Annotated in this window: 15 protein-coding genes; 11 read left to right on the forward strand and 4 right to left on the reverse strand. The window is 36.2% G+C overall.

The genetic code is table 11. The features are described 5' to 3' along the window. Positions 1–49 precede the first annotated feature (49 nt). Both TY11_RS12835 and TY11_RS12840 read left to right on the forward strand, forming a co-directional pair. Positions 50–628, forward strand: coding sequence for a vWA domain-containing protein (locus tag TY11_RS12835; protein WP_231495818.1), 579 nt, complete (start codon positions 50–52; stop codon positions 626–628). Positions 629–922: 294 nt separating this feature from the next. Further along, positions 923–1,909, forward strand: a complete 987-nt coding sequence (locus tag TY11_RS12840) for a M28 family peptidase (RefSeq protein WP_042146765.1) — start codon at positions 923–925, stop codon at positions 1,907–1,909. A 513-nt stretch (positions 1,910–2,422) separates the two neighbouring features. On the opposite strand, the gene TY11_RS12845 is transcribed toward TY11_RS12840, so the two are convergent. From TY11_RS12845 to TY11_RS12855, 3 genes are all read right to left on the reverse strand, one after another. Continuing rightward, a complete protein-coding gene (locus tag TY11_RS12845) occupies positions 2,423–3,598 on the reverse strand; it encodes a hypothetical protein (RefSeq protein ID WP_042146768.1) in 1,176 nt (391 codons plus the stop codon). A 133-nt stretch (positions 3,599–3,731) separates the two neighbouring features. Further along, positions 3,732–4,898, reverse strand: a complete 1,167-nt coding sequence (locus tag TY11_RS12850) for an HD-GYP domain-containing protein (protein ID WP_042146769.1) — start codon at positions 4,896–4,898, stop codon at positions 3,732–3,734. An 84-nt stretch (positions 4,899–4,982) separates the two neighbouring features. Next, a complete protein-coding gene (locus tag TY11_RS12855) occupies positions 4,983–5,408 on the reverse strand; it encodes a GGDEF domain-containing protein (RefSeq protein WP_042146771.1) in 426 nt (141 codons plus the stop codon). A gap of 412 nt (positions 5,409–5,820) precedes the next feature. Between TY11_RS12855 and TY11_RS12860 the strand changes: the two genes are divergently transcribed. Continuing rightward, complete coding sequence (locus TY11_RS12860; protein WP_042146774.1) at positions 5,821–6,594, forward strand: HAD family hydrolase; 774 nt, start codon at positions 5,821–5,823, stop codon at positions 6,592–6,594. A gap of 31 nt (positions 6,595–6,625) precedes the next feature. On the opposite strand, the gene TY11_RS12865 is transcribed toward TY11_RS12860, so the two are convergent. Continuing rightward, complete coding sequence (locus tag TY11_RS12865) at positions 6,626–7,090, reverse strand: divergent PAP2 family protein (RefSeq protein WP_231495819.1); 465 nt, start codon at positions 7,088–7,090, stop codon at positions 6,626–6,628. Between the two features lie 184 nt (positions 7,091–7,274). Between TY11_RS12865 and TY11_RS12870 the strand changes: the two genes are divergently transcribed. The 8 genes from TY11_RS12870 (at position 7,275) to TY11_RS12900 (ending at position 15,697) form a co-directional block, all read left to right on the forward strand. Beyond that, positions 7,275–8,099 carry an MBL fold metallo-hydrolase gene (locus TY11_RS12870; RefSeq protein WP_042146778.1) on the forward strand — a complete coding sequence of 275 codons (825 nt, stop codon included), beginning with the start codon at positions 7,275–7,277 and terminating at the stop codon, positions 8,097–8,099. 81 nt (positions 8,100–8,180) lie between these two features. Next, complete coding sequence (locus TY11_RS12875) at positions 8,181–8,618, forward strand: hypothetical protein (protein ID WP_042146780.1); 438 nt, start codon at positions 8,181–8,183, stop codon at positions 8,616–8,618. Positions 8,619–8,748: 130 nt separating this feature from the next. After that, positions 8,749–9,735 (forward strand): LacI family DNA-binding transcriptional regulator, encoded by a 987-nt coding sequence (locus TY11_RS12880; protein ID WP_042146782.1) that lies wholly within the window; start codon positions 8,749–8,751, stop codon positions 9,733–9,735. A 208-nt stretch (positions 9,736–9,943) separates the two neighbouring features. Next, positions 9,944–11,344: a sucrose-specific PTS transporter subunit IIBC gene (locus tag TY11_RS12885; protein WP_042146784.1), complete on the forward strand. Its 1,401-nt coding sequence runs from the start codon at positions 9,944–9,946 to the stop codon at positions 11,342–11,344. A gap of 15 nt (positions 11,345–11,359) precedes the next feature. Continuing rightward, positions 11,360–12,814, forward strand: coding sequence for a glycoside hydrolase family 32 protein (locus TY11_RS12890; protein ID WP_042146787.1), 1,455 nt, complete (start codon positions 11,360–11,362; stop codon positions 12,812–12,814). A 27-nt stretch (positions 12,815–12,841) separates the two neighbouring features. Beyond that, entirely contained in the window at positions 12,842–13,804 is a 963-nt protein-coding gene (locus TY11_RS12895) for a carbohydrate kinase family protein (protein WP_042146788.1), read from the forward strand. Between the two features lie 144 nt (positions 13,805–13,948). Next, positions 13,949–14,107, forward strand: coding sequence for an aspartyl-phosphate phosphatase Spo0E family protein (locus tag TY11_RS20155; protein ID WP_081755914.1), 159 nt, complete (start codon positions 13,949–13,951; stop codon positions 14,105–14,107). Between the two features lie 249 nt (positions 14,108–14,356). Then, positions 14,357–15,697 carry a short-chain fatty acid transporter gene (locus tag TY11_RS12900; RefSeq protein ID WP_197025091.1) on the forward strand — a complete coding sequence of 447 codons (1,341 nt, stop codon included), beginning with the start codon at positions 14,357–14,359 and terminating at the stop codon, positions 15,695–15,697. Positions 15,698–15,797: the final 100 nt, after the last annotated feature.

Genomic DNA, 15,797 nt, shown 5'->3' on the forward strand with positions numbered 1-15,797 from the left:
AATTTATTTAATATTATAGCATGGTTAATTAAATAGGAGGATGATAAGAATGAAAACGGAAATTATCTTTTTACTTGACCGTAGCGGTTCGATGAGTGGACTTGAGAAGGATACAATTGGTGGCTTTAATGCAATAGTTGAAAAACAATCCAAGTTAAAAGGGGAAACTACATTAACTACTGTTTTGTTTGACCATGAGTATGAATTATTGTGGAATGGGATAGATGCGAGGGAAGTAAAATTGACAGAAAAAAACTATTTTGTCAGAGGCTCGACTGCACTATTGGATGCGATTGGTAAGACGATAATGGATGTCAGCTACCGGTTATCAAATACAAAGCCAGAAGTTAGGGCAGATAATGTTTTGTTCGTCATTACGACAGATGGTTTTGAAAATGCTAGTTGGCATTATAGCTATAAGCAAGTAAAAAAAATGATTGTAGATCAACAGAAAAATCATGGATGGGAATTTATGTTCCTTGGTGCAAATATTGATGCTGCTAGTGAAGCTGGAAATCTAGGAATTGATGTCGAGAATTCCTTTTCTTATAAAGCTACCGATAGTGGTGTTGAGGAAATGTATGATGTTATTCATGAGGAGCTATCGGTGCGAAGGGTGAAGGAGTAAGGGCGTAGTTGAACTATAACATAATGATAGTTATCAAAATAAAAAGAAACATATAACTTAAAATGGAGCTGTGATTCTTGCTAAATGAACCACAGCTTCATTTTAGTTATAAAGTACTTCTAGTAATCAATTAAATTTCAGAAAAATGATACTATTACCCCATTTATCCTCCTTGATAGGAATGCTAATATGTTTTGTAATACTTCGAGAGTGTTCCCATTCGACAAAAGCTATTAATCCGGAGGTGAAACTTGGTAGATTGTTTAAAAACTATCATTTAAGGGGGAATTTTTAATGAAGAAATATGTTAAAGTCGTTGGTACAAGCATGTTGGCATTAGGTTTATTGGTAACACCGGTTTCTGCAAATGATTTAACTACTCCAAACAATCCATCCGTTCAAGCTTTTGATAACAAAATTGTTAAACGAATTGATGTATCTAAAATCTACGATCATATTTCCCATCTGGCAGAAGAAATAGGTCCTCGTGTTGCTGGAACAGAAGGGGAATGGGCGGCTGTCCAATATATAGCTGATCAATATAGACAACTGGGATTAGAGGTATCGATACAGGAATTCCAATTCCAGCGAGGCTCTACTACGATAACTTCTCATAACGTTATTGCCACAAAAAAAGCACATAAGAATCATGATACGGGTCAAATCATTTATGTTGGTTCTCATCATGATTCTGTTCCTGGTTCCCCTGGGGCAAGTGATAATGCGTCAGGAGTTGGGGTTAACCTAGAACTTGCTCGAGTACTAAGTAATATGCAGACGGATACCGAAATCCGCTTTCTAACGTTTGGAGGAGAAGAATTTGGGCTAAGAGGTTCAAGACATTATGTTTCTACTCTTTCTGAAGAAGAATTAGACCGTTCTGTTGGTATGTTTAATTTCGATATGGTAGGTAGCGCTAATGCTGGTGACATGATTATGTTTACCGTAGACGGAGAGCGAAATACGATAACGAATCTTGCTGCATCATCTAGCTTAAGAGTTTTCGAGCCACTAACATATGGCAGGGTAGGACGAAGTGATCACCAACCATTCCACGATGCTGGTATTGCATCAGCAGCCTTTAGTTATGCACCATTAGAGCCAGAATATCACCAACCGACTGACACGATTGAGAAATTAAGTATGGAGAAATTGGAAAACATGGCCTATGTGGTCGGTTCAGCAGTTTATCAAATTGCTAGGAAAGATACACCTGCACTAGAGAATGCTAGAGTTGCTCCACAACCAGTGGAACCTCCGTTTGAAAATAGACCGTTATAACTAAAAAGGGTAGGTGAAAACACCTACCCTTCATTTTCCGCTTCGAAAAACCACCAGAGTTATATAGTTTTCGAGGTAAAAAAAATGATTATAAAAAGATAGTGAATTATTCTCCTTTTGGCCTTTTCATAAATACCAAAAACGGTATTATGAGTTGTATCTCTAAAAATCATCTCAACTCCGGTAACTAATATCCCCTGTACAATCAATCTAAAACCAACTAAGAAATATAATAAACAGGATATGATTGCAAATGCCAGTTTTAATCTATGATTGAGCCCATTTTGGTATGAAGGAGGTTTGATCTAAAATAATGAAAATTACGTATAATACGGGAAATAATATAAAGGTACCAGTCTTAATATAAAAGGTACGTCTTCCAATGGCTGACTCCTTTCCGAAAGGGTATACATTTATGATATGGAGAATTTTTAGGTGAGGTGTGTGGAAAAGGAAGGGTTTCAATCCACGTATACAGAAGAAAAGACAGTTCACACATGAACTGCCTTTAGATTATGTCTTATTCTTTTTAAGTCTTGCATAAAGTAGTAGCCCTACCATGAGAATGGTAAGTCCAAGAAAGACAATAGAATCCCAAAATAGTGGATTTGCGGGTGACTCCAATAGGTTAGCAATCGAATTAGAATAAGCATATATTGCCTGTGGTAGGACATAAATTCCAATCAATAGGAAGGTAGTTAGGATACCAACGAGATAAAAAGTACTATAGATACGGATTCCGATTAATTCGTTCTGATATGCCTCTGTGGTAGTATCTTTTTTTATAAATGGAAGCCATCTTCTTAGATACTGTAGTACGTTCTCCATCAGATTATAATGTCCTGAGATGTTTTCAATGATATAATACATGTCAGTCTTCATATAAAAGCAGAATTGATAGACCGTTTTAACTAAAATATCAAAGATTACGATCCCAAGGATACCTGTAAGTAGTGAATTAGCTTCCGCGAAATACAAGGTAATGATAAAAGAAATAAAAATAACCACTTGTTCAAAAGACATTCCTGCAAAATATAGAGGGTTTCGATTCCTGGATGGGAGTTTCCAAGCAGCTGACAAATCTGCCTCAAAAACCACTAAGAATAAACGATTCCCAATATCTAGCTTAGCAGGTAAATTAAACGAACGAATAGCTAGAATATGGCCAAATTCATGTATTAGTATAAGTACTAGTGAAATAGACACATAAAGTAGCATATTGAACATCATGGAATCAAATAAGAATACATCTTTATAATTGGGTAAAAGTTCTGGATTGAGGATAATGAAAAGGACATTTAGGATAAGCAACATCATATAAATCTTATTTGATACTTTATTAAAGAATAATCTCGCAACCTTAGGTGAAATCCACTCAAATCCATTTGATGTTCGGGTTTGTTTCGCTGCAGTAACTTGTACACCATCAATTTCTTTAACCAAGCTAAATTCAACAAGTTGCTCAGCAAATGAAATAACTTCAACATCTTCTTCAGGATAATCTTGTTTTAGTACCATTTCGACTTCACCTAAGCGATTGCCTTTATTCATCAATTCAATGGCATCGATACATATTTTTGGCATTTCATAAAACTCGCCTGATTTGGGATCTTCCACGATATAGTTTTTCTTGTCTGGACGAATTTCTATTGACTGTAGGTTTAGCTTTGAATCAAGCGTAAGTTTCATCTCAACACCACCATTTTATCAAAATAATAGGATGCTAGATTATCAGCATCCTTAAAGATATTACTTATATGGAGGAATAAGAATACACCACCAGCAAGTTGTTTTAATTTTTTTAAGTTTACGTACCTTCATGTTAGTGCACCTCCTTTCGATTATTATATCGCTCGTGAGTTTTCTTCCACTCAGGAAACACATCTTTAAATAATTCTACTAAATAAGGATCAAATTGGGAACCTTTCCCTTCAATAATGCGAGAATAGGCTTCCTCTAATGTAAGAGCAGAACGATAAGACCTAGATGAGGTCATCGCATCAAATGCATCTGCTATTGACGTAATTCTAGCTAGAATTGACGTTTCTTCCCCTTTTAACTTATCTGGGTAGCCGTTACCATCCCAACGTTCATGGTGATGGCGAATCACATCAATATTAGCTGAAATCCCCTCAACTTCTTGGACTGCTTTTGCTCCAACAAGTGGATGCATCTTAATTATATTAAATTCTTCTTTTGTTAGTTTACCAGGTTTTGTTAATATAGCATCTGGAATATGAATTTTACCAATGTCATGTAATAGACAAGCATAATAAAAATATTTTAACTCATCTTTATCAAAATTTCCAGTTTTTGTCGCTAATACCATCGCATATTCAGCCACACGTTCACTGTGACCTCTTGTATATGGATCCTTAAGTTCTAATGTTGCAATTACACCTTTTACAATTCCTTCAATTTGTTTATCATAAGAATTTTTAACTGTATCTACATAACTAATAATTCTTAACAAGATTATAAAAGCAATTAGGGAGAGTACAACAACAAGTAATAATGGTGCAATTACAGCATTATATTGGAGAACAGATCCAATTATTAAATACTTCAACATTGTCCCTAGGAAAATTAAATAAAAGTATTTCTTATTTACAAAAATAGGCGAGAATAAAATGATAACTATTTCTACTAAATTACCACTGCTATAAGGAACGTCATTATTTCTGTATAGCCAAATTTCACTAATAAGATTAACGAATGTATAACTGATAAAAAGTACATATTTAATATGCTCAGGTTTATTTATTTTCATTAAATAAAAGGATAAAGGTAGTATGGCTATCAATACTAGATAGACTAAATAGTCAAAGAAACTAGTGGTATTCACTACTTCAATAACCCAGGGTAATGTAGATAATAGATAAGAATAAATAACTTCATAGATTATAAAAATTCCATAAAACAAACCTAATAACCATTTAGTAGCTTGTTTTTCTTCTTGTATTAAAGATAATTGAAGTGGTTTCTTCATTTTTTACCCTCTCAAATAATTTTTTTGCAATACATGTAATCCTTTAAAAAGTTTTCCGTTATAAATAGTCAATATTATAGTTTACTAATTCTTAAACAAGGCTTTTACCTCATACATATTATTATCGGCAATGGAAACCAATTTATCAAATGTTTGCCAGTCTTCTCTAAGGATAGGATAGCCTATTGATAAATTAACATCAATTTCTTTAATTGAATTCCTAAGCTCCATATTCATCGTTTGATTCAACCAATTGGAAAATTTTTCTGATACTAGCAGATTAGCATTTTGTAGAACAATTAGAAATTCATCCCCACCCCAACGAAATAGTAGGTCGTTCTTTTTTATGCTGTGTAGAACACTATTGCTAAATTCTTGAAGGATTTGATCACCATATTCATGACCATAATTGTTGTTCATGCATTTGAAATTAAAAATATCTATGTTTAAGATCGTCACAAGTTCTTTATATTTGCTACAGAAATTAATTCTGGGTGACTTTATACCCATATCTTCGGATATAGACTTTTTGTCAAATTATCATTAAAGGATAATATTTAATGCGATCATATAACTCCCAATAAGCCAAGCAATTCCTGCATTAATGGCACTATAAATAAGTTAAAGTAGATTAAATTGATTTCCAAATATTAGGAGAATACTTGGTGTAAGTAGTAATAACAGTAATAATGTGATTCTACCATTATATTTCATAGTAATATTCTCCTATATAAACACGAATGAAAATAGTATAAATCTTTTTTAGCAAACTGTAAATTGCGGAAAAATTATAATAATACCCTGGGAAGGTTGATTCTAGTAGGGGGATAGGGGGAATTCTTCAATTAAAAATGTATGTCCCTCTATACCATGATAGAATAGTAGTAACATAAATTTTGTAGTAAAGGAGGCCAATGAAAGAGTGACTAAGAAATGGATTACATTTGATTTAGACGGGACATTGATGCAGAACCCTTTTCAGGATGGGGTTTTTCCTGAGATTGATCGACTTGCTGAAAGGTTTCTTGGTAGTGGGCAGCGCATTTTTCCTGAATTGGTTCTGGAGCACCGGAAGCGGATGGCATCAGGATTAATCGTAGATGCCTATAATTGGGATGATATTATTCAAGACGTTTTTGCTAGAAAAGGGATTCCCATAAAAATCAATGTAGAGGAATTGGTTAGGAAACATTCCGTACCTCCTAAGATATTTTTGTTAGAGGATGGGGTTGTAGAGACTTTGCAAGAACTAAAGGAAAAAGGATTTAGTTTAGCAGTAGTGACCAATGGGTTTGAAAAATATCAAAAACCAGTTATGGATGTGCTTGGGTTGACGAATTTTTTTGAGGCTGTAATTACACCTGAGAAAGTGGGGTTTGGTAAGCCACAGTTAGAAATGGTGGAGGGTTTGCTTGAAGGTGGCAGTGAAATTATTGCACATGTTGGTGATCGACTAGATCATGATGTGGTGTTAGCAAATGAACTGGATGTTTTGTCAGTGCTTCTATTTGCAAATATGCCAGAGGTGATGAAGCATACAGCTACTTCTAAACGAAGCGAGATGAAGGAGTGTCAGGATTGGCTAAGTGAGAAGTGGGGCAAAGAAACAAATGATGATACGCTACCAAATAAAGCTATTCCAAAATTAGTGATTCAATCTATTAAGGAAATGAATAGGGGCTCCCTCTTTCTGTAGATGATAATAAAGAGGGACAGTCCCCTTAACCCTAGTCATCCTTTTCTAATAGATGGCTAACTGCTCCAATCAATAATCCAAGTGCTGCTCCACCAATAACTTCAATTGGCATATGGCCTAGCATTTCCTTTAATTCTTTTTCTCGTTTTCGATATGAAACATCAGGATGTTTCTCAGCAAACTTTTCTAATTCTTCATACATATCGTTAACTGCTATCGCTGTTTGCCCAGCTTGCCAACGGATTCCCATTGCATCATACATCACAATTAAGCTAAAAATACTACTAATCCCAAAGTTCATTGATGAAACGCCGTTTTTAAAACCTACATAACTAGTAAGCGAAGTTACCGCTGCAGAATGCGAGCTTGGCATATCTCCGGAACCAAACATCTTTTTCCAGTCCCAGACACCTGTTTCATGATAATGAAGCGGAACCTTTAAAAACTGAGCGGCACCAATTCCTATTAATCCCGTAACTAATGCACGATTCAACATAATTTCACCTCAAGTTATTCTTTTGCAAATGGATAGAGAATATGTGTCAAAATTTATGAATAAACCAAGAACTTCCTACTTTAGTCATCGGAGGTTTATATAGGACTTAAGTTGGATTGTTATTTCATGACGGTAGGATAAAATGGAAATATATAGGAATTAAGTGGGGGGGTTCAGACGTTGAATTATGAATCATTTTATTTGTAGGACTTGTGGAATTCAATACGAGCAATCTACTCTACCTGATTCCTGTTTGATTTGCAATGAAGAAAGACAGTATGTGCACCCCGATGGCCAGTCTTGGACAACGCTCGAAAGCATGATTCAAGAAACAGAATACCTAAATGTAATTACACAAGACGAAGAATACCTCTATAGTATCCACACCAAACCAAACTTCGGAATCGGACAAACCGCTTATCTGGTACAGAACAATGGATTTAACATTCTTTGGGACTGTATAACGTATTTAGATAACACCACTGTACAAGAAATTCATAAACTAGGTGGTATTGACGCCATCGCACTTTCTCACCCACATTATTATGCGACTCAGGTTGAATGGGCAGAGACTTTCGATGCCCTGATCTACATTCATGAAGATGACAAAGAATGGGTAACTAGACCAAGTGAGCGTATTGTTTTTTGGTCGGGTGAGAAACGTAAACTGAATAATGGTCTAATCTTGCATCGATTGGGTGGTCATTTTAAGGGTGGAGCAGTTTTAGAGTGGCAGCACGGTAATCAAGGTCTTGGAGTATTGTTGTCAGGTGACATTATCCAAGTAGTACTTGATCAAAATTGGGTCAGTTTCATGTATAGCTACCCTAACTTAATTCCGTTACCAGCATCTAAGGTTTCTGAAATTGTGGAGAGAATTCATACGATGAAGTTTGATCGGATTTATAATGCGTTTCATCGAATCGTGAAAAGTGATGGAATAGCTTCGGTAGAAAGGTCTGCGAACCGTTATATCAAAGCACTTAAAGGGAAATTATTTGAAACATAAATGTAATCCATTTTCTAGGAAAAATGTAGTATGATTAGTGTTAGTTTCGCTTTAGTTTATTACTTGCATAGGGTGATCATAATGGGATATCGGAAAAAAGTTGAATTCCATCCTGAGGGCTTTACGGATGAGGTTATTGAGGCAATACATCAGCTAGGTGAATTAAGGGATTTAGAATTAGAAAAATGTATTAGTAGGTTGATTAAAAAATCGTATTCAGTCTCTTTTGCTAAGGAAATTCTTCAATACCTCGAACTCATTAATGAGGATAGCCCGAAGATTGTAGAAAAGGATAAGCAAAAAAATAGTTTGAAAATAAATCAGTTGTATGAAAATCTAAGATCAAAAAATTTAACACCAATGGAAAAACGTTTTATATATGAAGAAATTGCTGAACTAATTAATGATATGGAATCAATCAGTAGGTATTGGTTTCAGAAGTCTTTAACAAGTGTAAAATATGTTGGGGCTGCTGGGGCAGTTTTCGCTGCTGCACTGTTATTCCGTAAAAAAAAATGAATGGATAGAAATCCACCATCTTGTAAGATGTGTGGATTTTTTGATTTTGAAGCAGTAGTATATGGATATAGGTGCCTAGCACCCATCGAAATTTGTTGAATTTTCTTGAAGAATGAAGGAGGGGTTTCGGTTGGTAACGATTAAGGAGATTGCAGAGATGGCTGGGGTTTCTAGGACTACGGTTTCTCGTGTGTTAAATAATTCAGGATATGTGAGTGAGGAAGCTCGTAAGCGTGTAGAAAAGGTGATAACGGAGACCGGTTACGCACCTAGTGAGCACGCAAAATCCCTTCGAACTAAAAAGTCCAAGGTTATTGGGGTTATTCTCCCAACCATACAAACGGAAACTCCTAGTAGAATTGTCACAGGTGTTGGGAAGGAATTAACTAATAATGGGTATCAGATTTTACTTGCCAATACTAATTTAGATAAGGAAAAAGAAATCGAATATCTGGATTTGTTAAGATTACGTCAAGTGGATGGCATTATTCTTATAGCAACCAATACCGATCCTACTTTATTGGAAAAAATAAAGGAAATAAAAGTACCTGTAGTTATTGTGGGCCAGGAAGCAGAAGATATGATGTATGTTACTTACGACGATTACCATGCTGCTCATGATTTAACGTCATTGTTTATTGAAAAGGGACATACAAACATTGCTTTTATTGGAGTGGATGAAGCAGATAAATCTGTTGGTTATTTACGAAAAGCAGGTTTTCTTGATGCGATGACTTCAAATGGCCTGGCTGTTGAGCCTGAGTGGATTCAAACAGGGGTATTTGATATCGATTCAGGTCATGAAGCAATGAAACTAATCTTAAAAAATGCATCCATTACACCAACTGCTACGATTGCAGTAACAGATCGGCTTGCAATTGGGGCGATGAGTTATTTAAAAGAAAAAGGGATTAGGATTCCCAATCAAATGGCACTAGCTGGCTTTGGGGCATCAGAAATAACAAAATACTTAGATCCACCTTTAACAACAGTGGACTATCAAAATGAAAAAGCGGGTGAACAGGCGGCAAAACAAATACTTGCCAAAATTGAATCCAAGAACTACCAAAAACAGATTATTTTAGACTATAGACTTATCATACGAAAAAGTGTATGATACGAAGTGAAATCGATTCCATAAAAAGTTTATATAAAATGGAATCGATTCCACAGCATAGCAACTTCGAATAGACAAACTATAAAAAAAGGGATATCCATATCAGAGGAAGATAGTGTGAGAAAAGAAAAAAGGTTATCTAAACACTTCTTTCTTTTTCATTCTATGCTATGGAATCGATTCCCTAAAAATAATGGGAGGAATATTCATGTCGGAGAATAAAAGAATAGCTAGTGAAATTATCGATGCTGTCGGCGGACCTGAGAACATTAAATCTGTCACACATTGTGCTACAAGACTTCGTTTTATCATTAAAGATGATGAGAAAGTAAACAAGGAGCAAGTTGAAAACATTGATAAGGTAAAAGGGGCATTCTTCAACTCTGGTCAATATCAAGTTATTCTAGGGACTGGGACAGTTAACAAGGTCTATGAGGAAGTTGAAAAGCTTGATCTTCATAAAATGACAAAGGAAGACCAGAAAGAAGAAGCAGCTAAGCAAAGAAATTCATTCCAACGTGCCATCCGTACATTTGGTGATGTGTTTGTACCAATCATACCTGTACTAGTCGCAACAGGATTATTTATGGGGCTACGGGGATTAATCATGCAAGAAGAAATCCTGGGCCTCTTCGGACTTGTACCTGAAGATATCTCTAGTAATTTCCTACTTTATACACAAATACTAACGGATACAGCATTTATATTCTTACCTGCATTAATCGCTTGGTCAACATTCCGTGTGTTTGGTGGAACACCGATTATTGGTCTAGTACTTGGATTGATGTTAGTTAGTCCAGCTCTACCGAATGCTTGGGGTGTAGCTTCAGGAGCTGATCCTCTTTATTTCTTTGATTTCATTCCGGTTGTAGGGTATCAAGGTGCAGTCTTACCTGCATTTATCGCTGGGATAATTGGGGCTAAACTAGAGCGTGCGATTCGGAAACGGGTTCCGGAAGCATTAGATTTAATCGTTACACCATTTTTAACATTACTAATCATGAGTATTGCAGCATTATTTATCATTGGGCCAATTTTCCATACGGTAGAAGGCTATATTTTAGATGCAGCATTATGGGTGTTAGATTTACCATTAGGTTTAGCAGGTATTCTACTTGGGGGTCTAAACCAAATTATTGTTATTACTGGAGTCCACCATATTTTCAACTTACTTGAAGTTCAATTATTAGAGAACTTGGGTAACAATCCGTATAACGCAATTGTCACTTGTGCTGTAGCTGCTCAAGGTGGTGCAACATTAGCTGTAGGTATGAAAACTAAAAAAGCAAAGCTAAAAGCACTTGCAATGCCATCGTCACTATCAGCATTTTTAGGAATTACAGAACCGGCAATATTTGGGGTTAATCTTCGTTATGGAAAACCGTTTGTTATGGGCTTAATCGGTGGTGCAGTTGGAGGATTCTTAGCCGCTATTTTCAAATTAGCAGGTACTGGTATGGCGATTACAGTTATTCCTGGTACGTTATTATATCTAAATTCTCAATTACCATTATATATTTTAGCGAATCTAATTGCGATTGCAGTAGCGTTTGCGTTGACTTGGATGTTTGGATATTCCGATAAAGTAGCAGAGAAATTTGAAAAATAAGAGTAGGAGTCTGTTATGAAACAAACAGCTTTAGAAATGCAGAAAAAAGTTAACAGTATGATAGCTAACGCTAAACAAGTGGTTGCAAGCGATTCTTATCGCTTGCATTACCATTTAATGCCCCCTGTTGGCTTATTAAATGATCCGAATGGATTTATATATTATAAAGGCAAATACCATATTTTTTATCAGTGGAATCCTTTTCAAACGTCCCACGGAGCAAAGTTTTGGGGACATTATATTTCCGATGATTTGGTACATTGGAAGGAAGCACCGTTTGCACTGGCGCCTGACAGTTGGTTTGATAAAGATGGCTGTTATTCTGGTAGTGCGATTGTTCATAATGATAAAATGTATCTTTTCTATACTGGAAATGTGAAGGATGATGAAGGAAATCGTGAATCCTATCAATGTTTGGCGGTCTCAAAAGATGGTTTGACATTTGAAAAAAAAGGTCCAGTTATTCAGGTGCCTACAGGGTATACAGCTCATTTTCGTGATCCCAAGGTTTTTTACCAGGATAATTTGTGGTATATGGTTCTAGGTGCACAAACGGAAGCGGAACAAGGTGAGGTAGTTCTATTTGCTTCTTCTGATCTTGTAAGTTGGAAATTCCGTGGAACCCTTTCTGGTAGTAACCAAAACGGGCTTGGAAATTTCGGTTACATGTGGGAGTGCCCTGACTTACTAAAAGTAAATGGGAAAGATATTCTATTAGTTTGTCCACAAGGAATTCAACCTAGAGGATTTGATTTCCAGAATATTTTTCAGTCAGGTTATTTTGCAGGGAAAGTTGATTTAGAAAAGGCTGCTTTTGAACATGGGGATTTTATAGAACTTGATCGTGGCTTTGACTTCTATGCTCCCCAAACAACAGTGGATGAATATGGTCGACAATTATTATTTGGTTGGATGGGAAATGCAGAGGAAGAGGATGTTGTTCAACCGACCGTACAATATGAATGGATCCATGCGTTGACCATACCTAGAGAACTAGAGTGGAAAGATGGGGTGCTTTTACAACATCCTGTCCGGGAATTAAAAAAGCTTCGTGAAAATGAAGTAGGCTACAAAGATGTTTTACTTGATTCACAGGCCAAGACTTTTCAACATGTTAGTGGGTCTGTCTCGGAGCTTATAATAGAAATAACGGAAATGAATGCAGAAAACTTTTCTGTCCAATTAGGAAATTCAACAATTATTTTATTTGATCAGTCTAATCAAGTACTCACGTTAGAACGAGAAAAGTTTAATGGGAAAGAGCTTGAACAGAGACACTATTCCTTGGATAAACTTCATTCGCTCCATGTCTTTAGGGATGCATCATCATTAGAACTTTTTGTTAATGATGGTGAAGCAGTCTTTTCAGCGCGTATTTTTGATCAAGGACATGAAATAGTGTTTAACGTAGATGGTCGTGTTACGCTTAATGTACACAAATGGGATTTACAGCGTACAACGACATATTAATAAGGATGATAAAAAGTAGGTGGCAATGTGATAGATGTTACAGCATTAGGTGAAATACTAGTGGACTTTACACCGCAAGGGTTTAATGAGGATGGTAATCCAAGTTTTGTTGCAAATCCAGGAGGGGCTCCAGGTAATGTGATGGCTGGGTTGTCTTGCTTGGGTAAGAAGTCTGCTTTTATGGGAAGTGTAGGTAGTGATCAGTTTGGTAAAATGTTAAGGGATACGTTAAAGGATAAGGGGATTAACGTTGAAGGAATGGTAGATGTCCAAATTCCTACGACACTCGCTTTTGTTCATATTGCAGAGGAAGGGGAGCGTTCCTTTAGCTTTTATCGAAAGCCTGGAGCGGATATGATGCTAACAAAAGATGATTTGAAGCTTAATTTAATTTCAAATTCAAGAATTTTTCATGTTGGTTCCATTTCCTTGACGGATGAACCAGTACGCGTTGCTACACTCACTGCGCTAAAGTATGCAAAGGACCATGGAGTCGCTGTTTCCTTTGATCCTAATTTACGCCCCGCTCTTTGGGAAAGCTTAAGTGATGCGAAAAAATGGATATTAGAAATAATGCCATTTGCGGATATAGTTAAGCTTTCAGAAGAAGAACTTGAGTTTTTGACAGGGGCAAATGATATCCAAGTTGGAGTAGAAAAGCTAACTAAACAATATGATATCCCACTACTTTTTGTAACGTTAGGGGCAAAAGGAAGCTATTGCTTTGCCAATGGAGAATCCCTAATGGTTCCAGGGACTACAGTGTATGCGATTGATACAACCGGTTGTGGCGATGCATTCTTAGCTGGAGCACTTTATCAAATCCTTGAAATGAACGTACTTGGAAAAGAATTAACGAAGAAAGAACTAAGGAGTATCCTTGAGTTTGGAAATGCTATGGGAGGTTATGTGGCAACCAAAAATGGTGCCATTCCAGCCATGCCAACCCTAGAACAGCTCCAAGATTTTTTTAAATCGAAATCTGAATAATTCTATTTCAAACAATTAGTGCCAGGCATCCGGAAAATTCATTTGAATTAACCGGTGCTTGGCACTTGTATTTTTTTCCTGTTTATTCTATCTAAAAATGAGGTATATAAGAGACAAATTACTCTGTAACATGGGAGGGATGCAATGAAAAATACGAAAAAGGAACTTCAAAATATGATTGATAAAAAACAAGCAACAATGCTAGACGAAGCAAAAAAATATGGTATACATAGTAAAGAAGTATTAGAAAGAAGTGAAGAACTAGACGTTTTAATTATCGAATATATGAAAAAACCTAAATGATAGCCATAAGGACAAAGACACCTCGACATATTATCTCTATTGAAACTTTTAATGGATAAAAATGATTATTCTCTAATCTATTAATTCCCTCTATAATAGTTTCTTTTAATAAATAACAACGGTTAAAGTTCCTTTGTGACTTGGAATTTTAATGAAAAACTAATACACTATAAGAATAGTAAATACCCAGAGTTAAATGAGCATCTCTGAAAAAAATATATTAATTCCACTTGAAGGAGGGAAAAGGCTATGATTGGTTCGATTACTAATTTCTTTGATCGTATTGTTCGTAGATACTTACCAGATGCATTTCTATTTGCTATTATTTTAACTTTTGTAGTGTTTTTGTTTGGCATCGTTTTCACGAACAGCACACCTGTTGATATGGTTGAGTATTGGGGTGGGGGCTTTTGGGGGCTATTAGCTTTTGCGATGCAAATGTCCCTAATTGTAGTAACGGGATATATTCTCGCAAATAGCCCAGTAGTAAAAAGGTTTCTTGGGAAGATCAGTAATCTAGCAAACACACCTGGACAAGCAGTTATTCTAGTTACATTGGTTGCTACCATTGCTTGTTTAATTAACTATGGATTTGGTCTCGTGGTCGGGGCATTACTAGCAATCCATGTAGCAAAGCGTGTACCATCTGCTGATTACCGTTTACTAATGGCAAGTGCCTACAGTGGATTCCTAGTTTGGCATGGTGGTCTTTCTGGGTCGATTCCACTACTTATTGCAACGGAGGATCATTTCTTAGTGGATAAGATCGGTAGTATCCCTGTTGTAGAAACTCTATTCGCTGGTCCAAACTTATTTATCGTTGGGACTTTATTAGTGACACTTCCATTATTGAATAGATTAATTATGCAATCTACTCAAAGTGTAGGGAAAATTGACCCAACGTTATTAAACCTTCAGCAAAGTACTATGGAAGGTTCTGAACCAGAGCCTACGCCAAAAGAGGATCTAACCCCTGCTGACAAATTAGAAAACAGTAGAATTATTTCCTATCTAGTTGGTATACTTGGACTGGCTTTTATAGTTTACCATTTTGTTACTAATGGATTTGATTTGAACCTTAATATCGTTAACTTTATATTCCTATTCCTAGGAATTATTTTCCATGGAACACCAAGACGTTTCTTAAATAGTGTTTCAGGTGCGGTGAAAAATGCAGGCGGGATCATTATCCAATTTCCTTTTTATGCAGGTATTATGGGTATGATGCAATCTTCAGGATTATCTGAAGAATTATCATTGTGGTTCGTAAGTATCTCTAATGAATTCACTTTACCGTGGTTGAGCTTTATTAGTGCAGGGATTCTGAACTTCTTCATTCCATCTGGTGGTGGACAATGGGCTATTCAAGGGCCAATTATGATAGATGCAGCCTTGAGTCTAGGCGCAGATACTGCTAAAACAGCAATGGCTGTTGCTTGGGGAGATGCTTGGACAAACATGATTCAACCATTCTGGGCATTACCATTACTTGCGATTGCTGGATTAAAAGTACGTGATATTATGGGCTTCTGTGTGATGGTGCTGTTTTGGAGCTTTATTCCAATTTCAATTGGGTTATTATTTTTCTAGTTGATAGTTTGTTTATATTGATTATGAGGACCTGTGGTATATGCCCATGGGTTCTTTTTTTTGTAATAGGATTTGTTGTTCTGAGCATGAACCCGAGGCT

The organism is Paucisalibacillus algeriensis (assembly GCF_000577245.1).
Taxonomy (GTDB): Bacteria; Bacillota; Bacilli; order Bacillales; family Amphibacillaceae; genus Ornithinibacillus.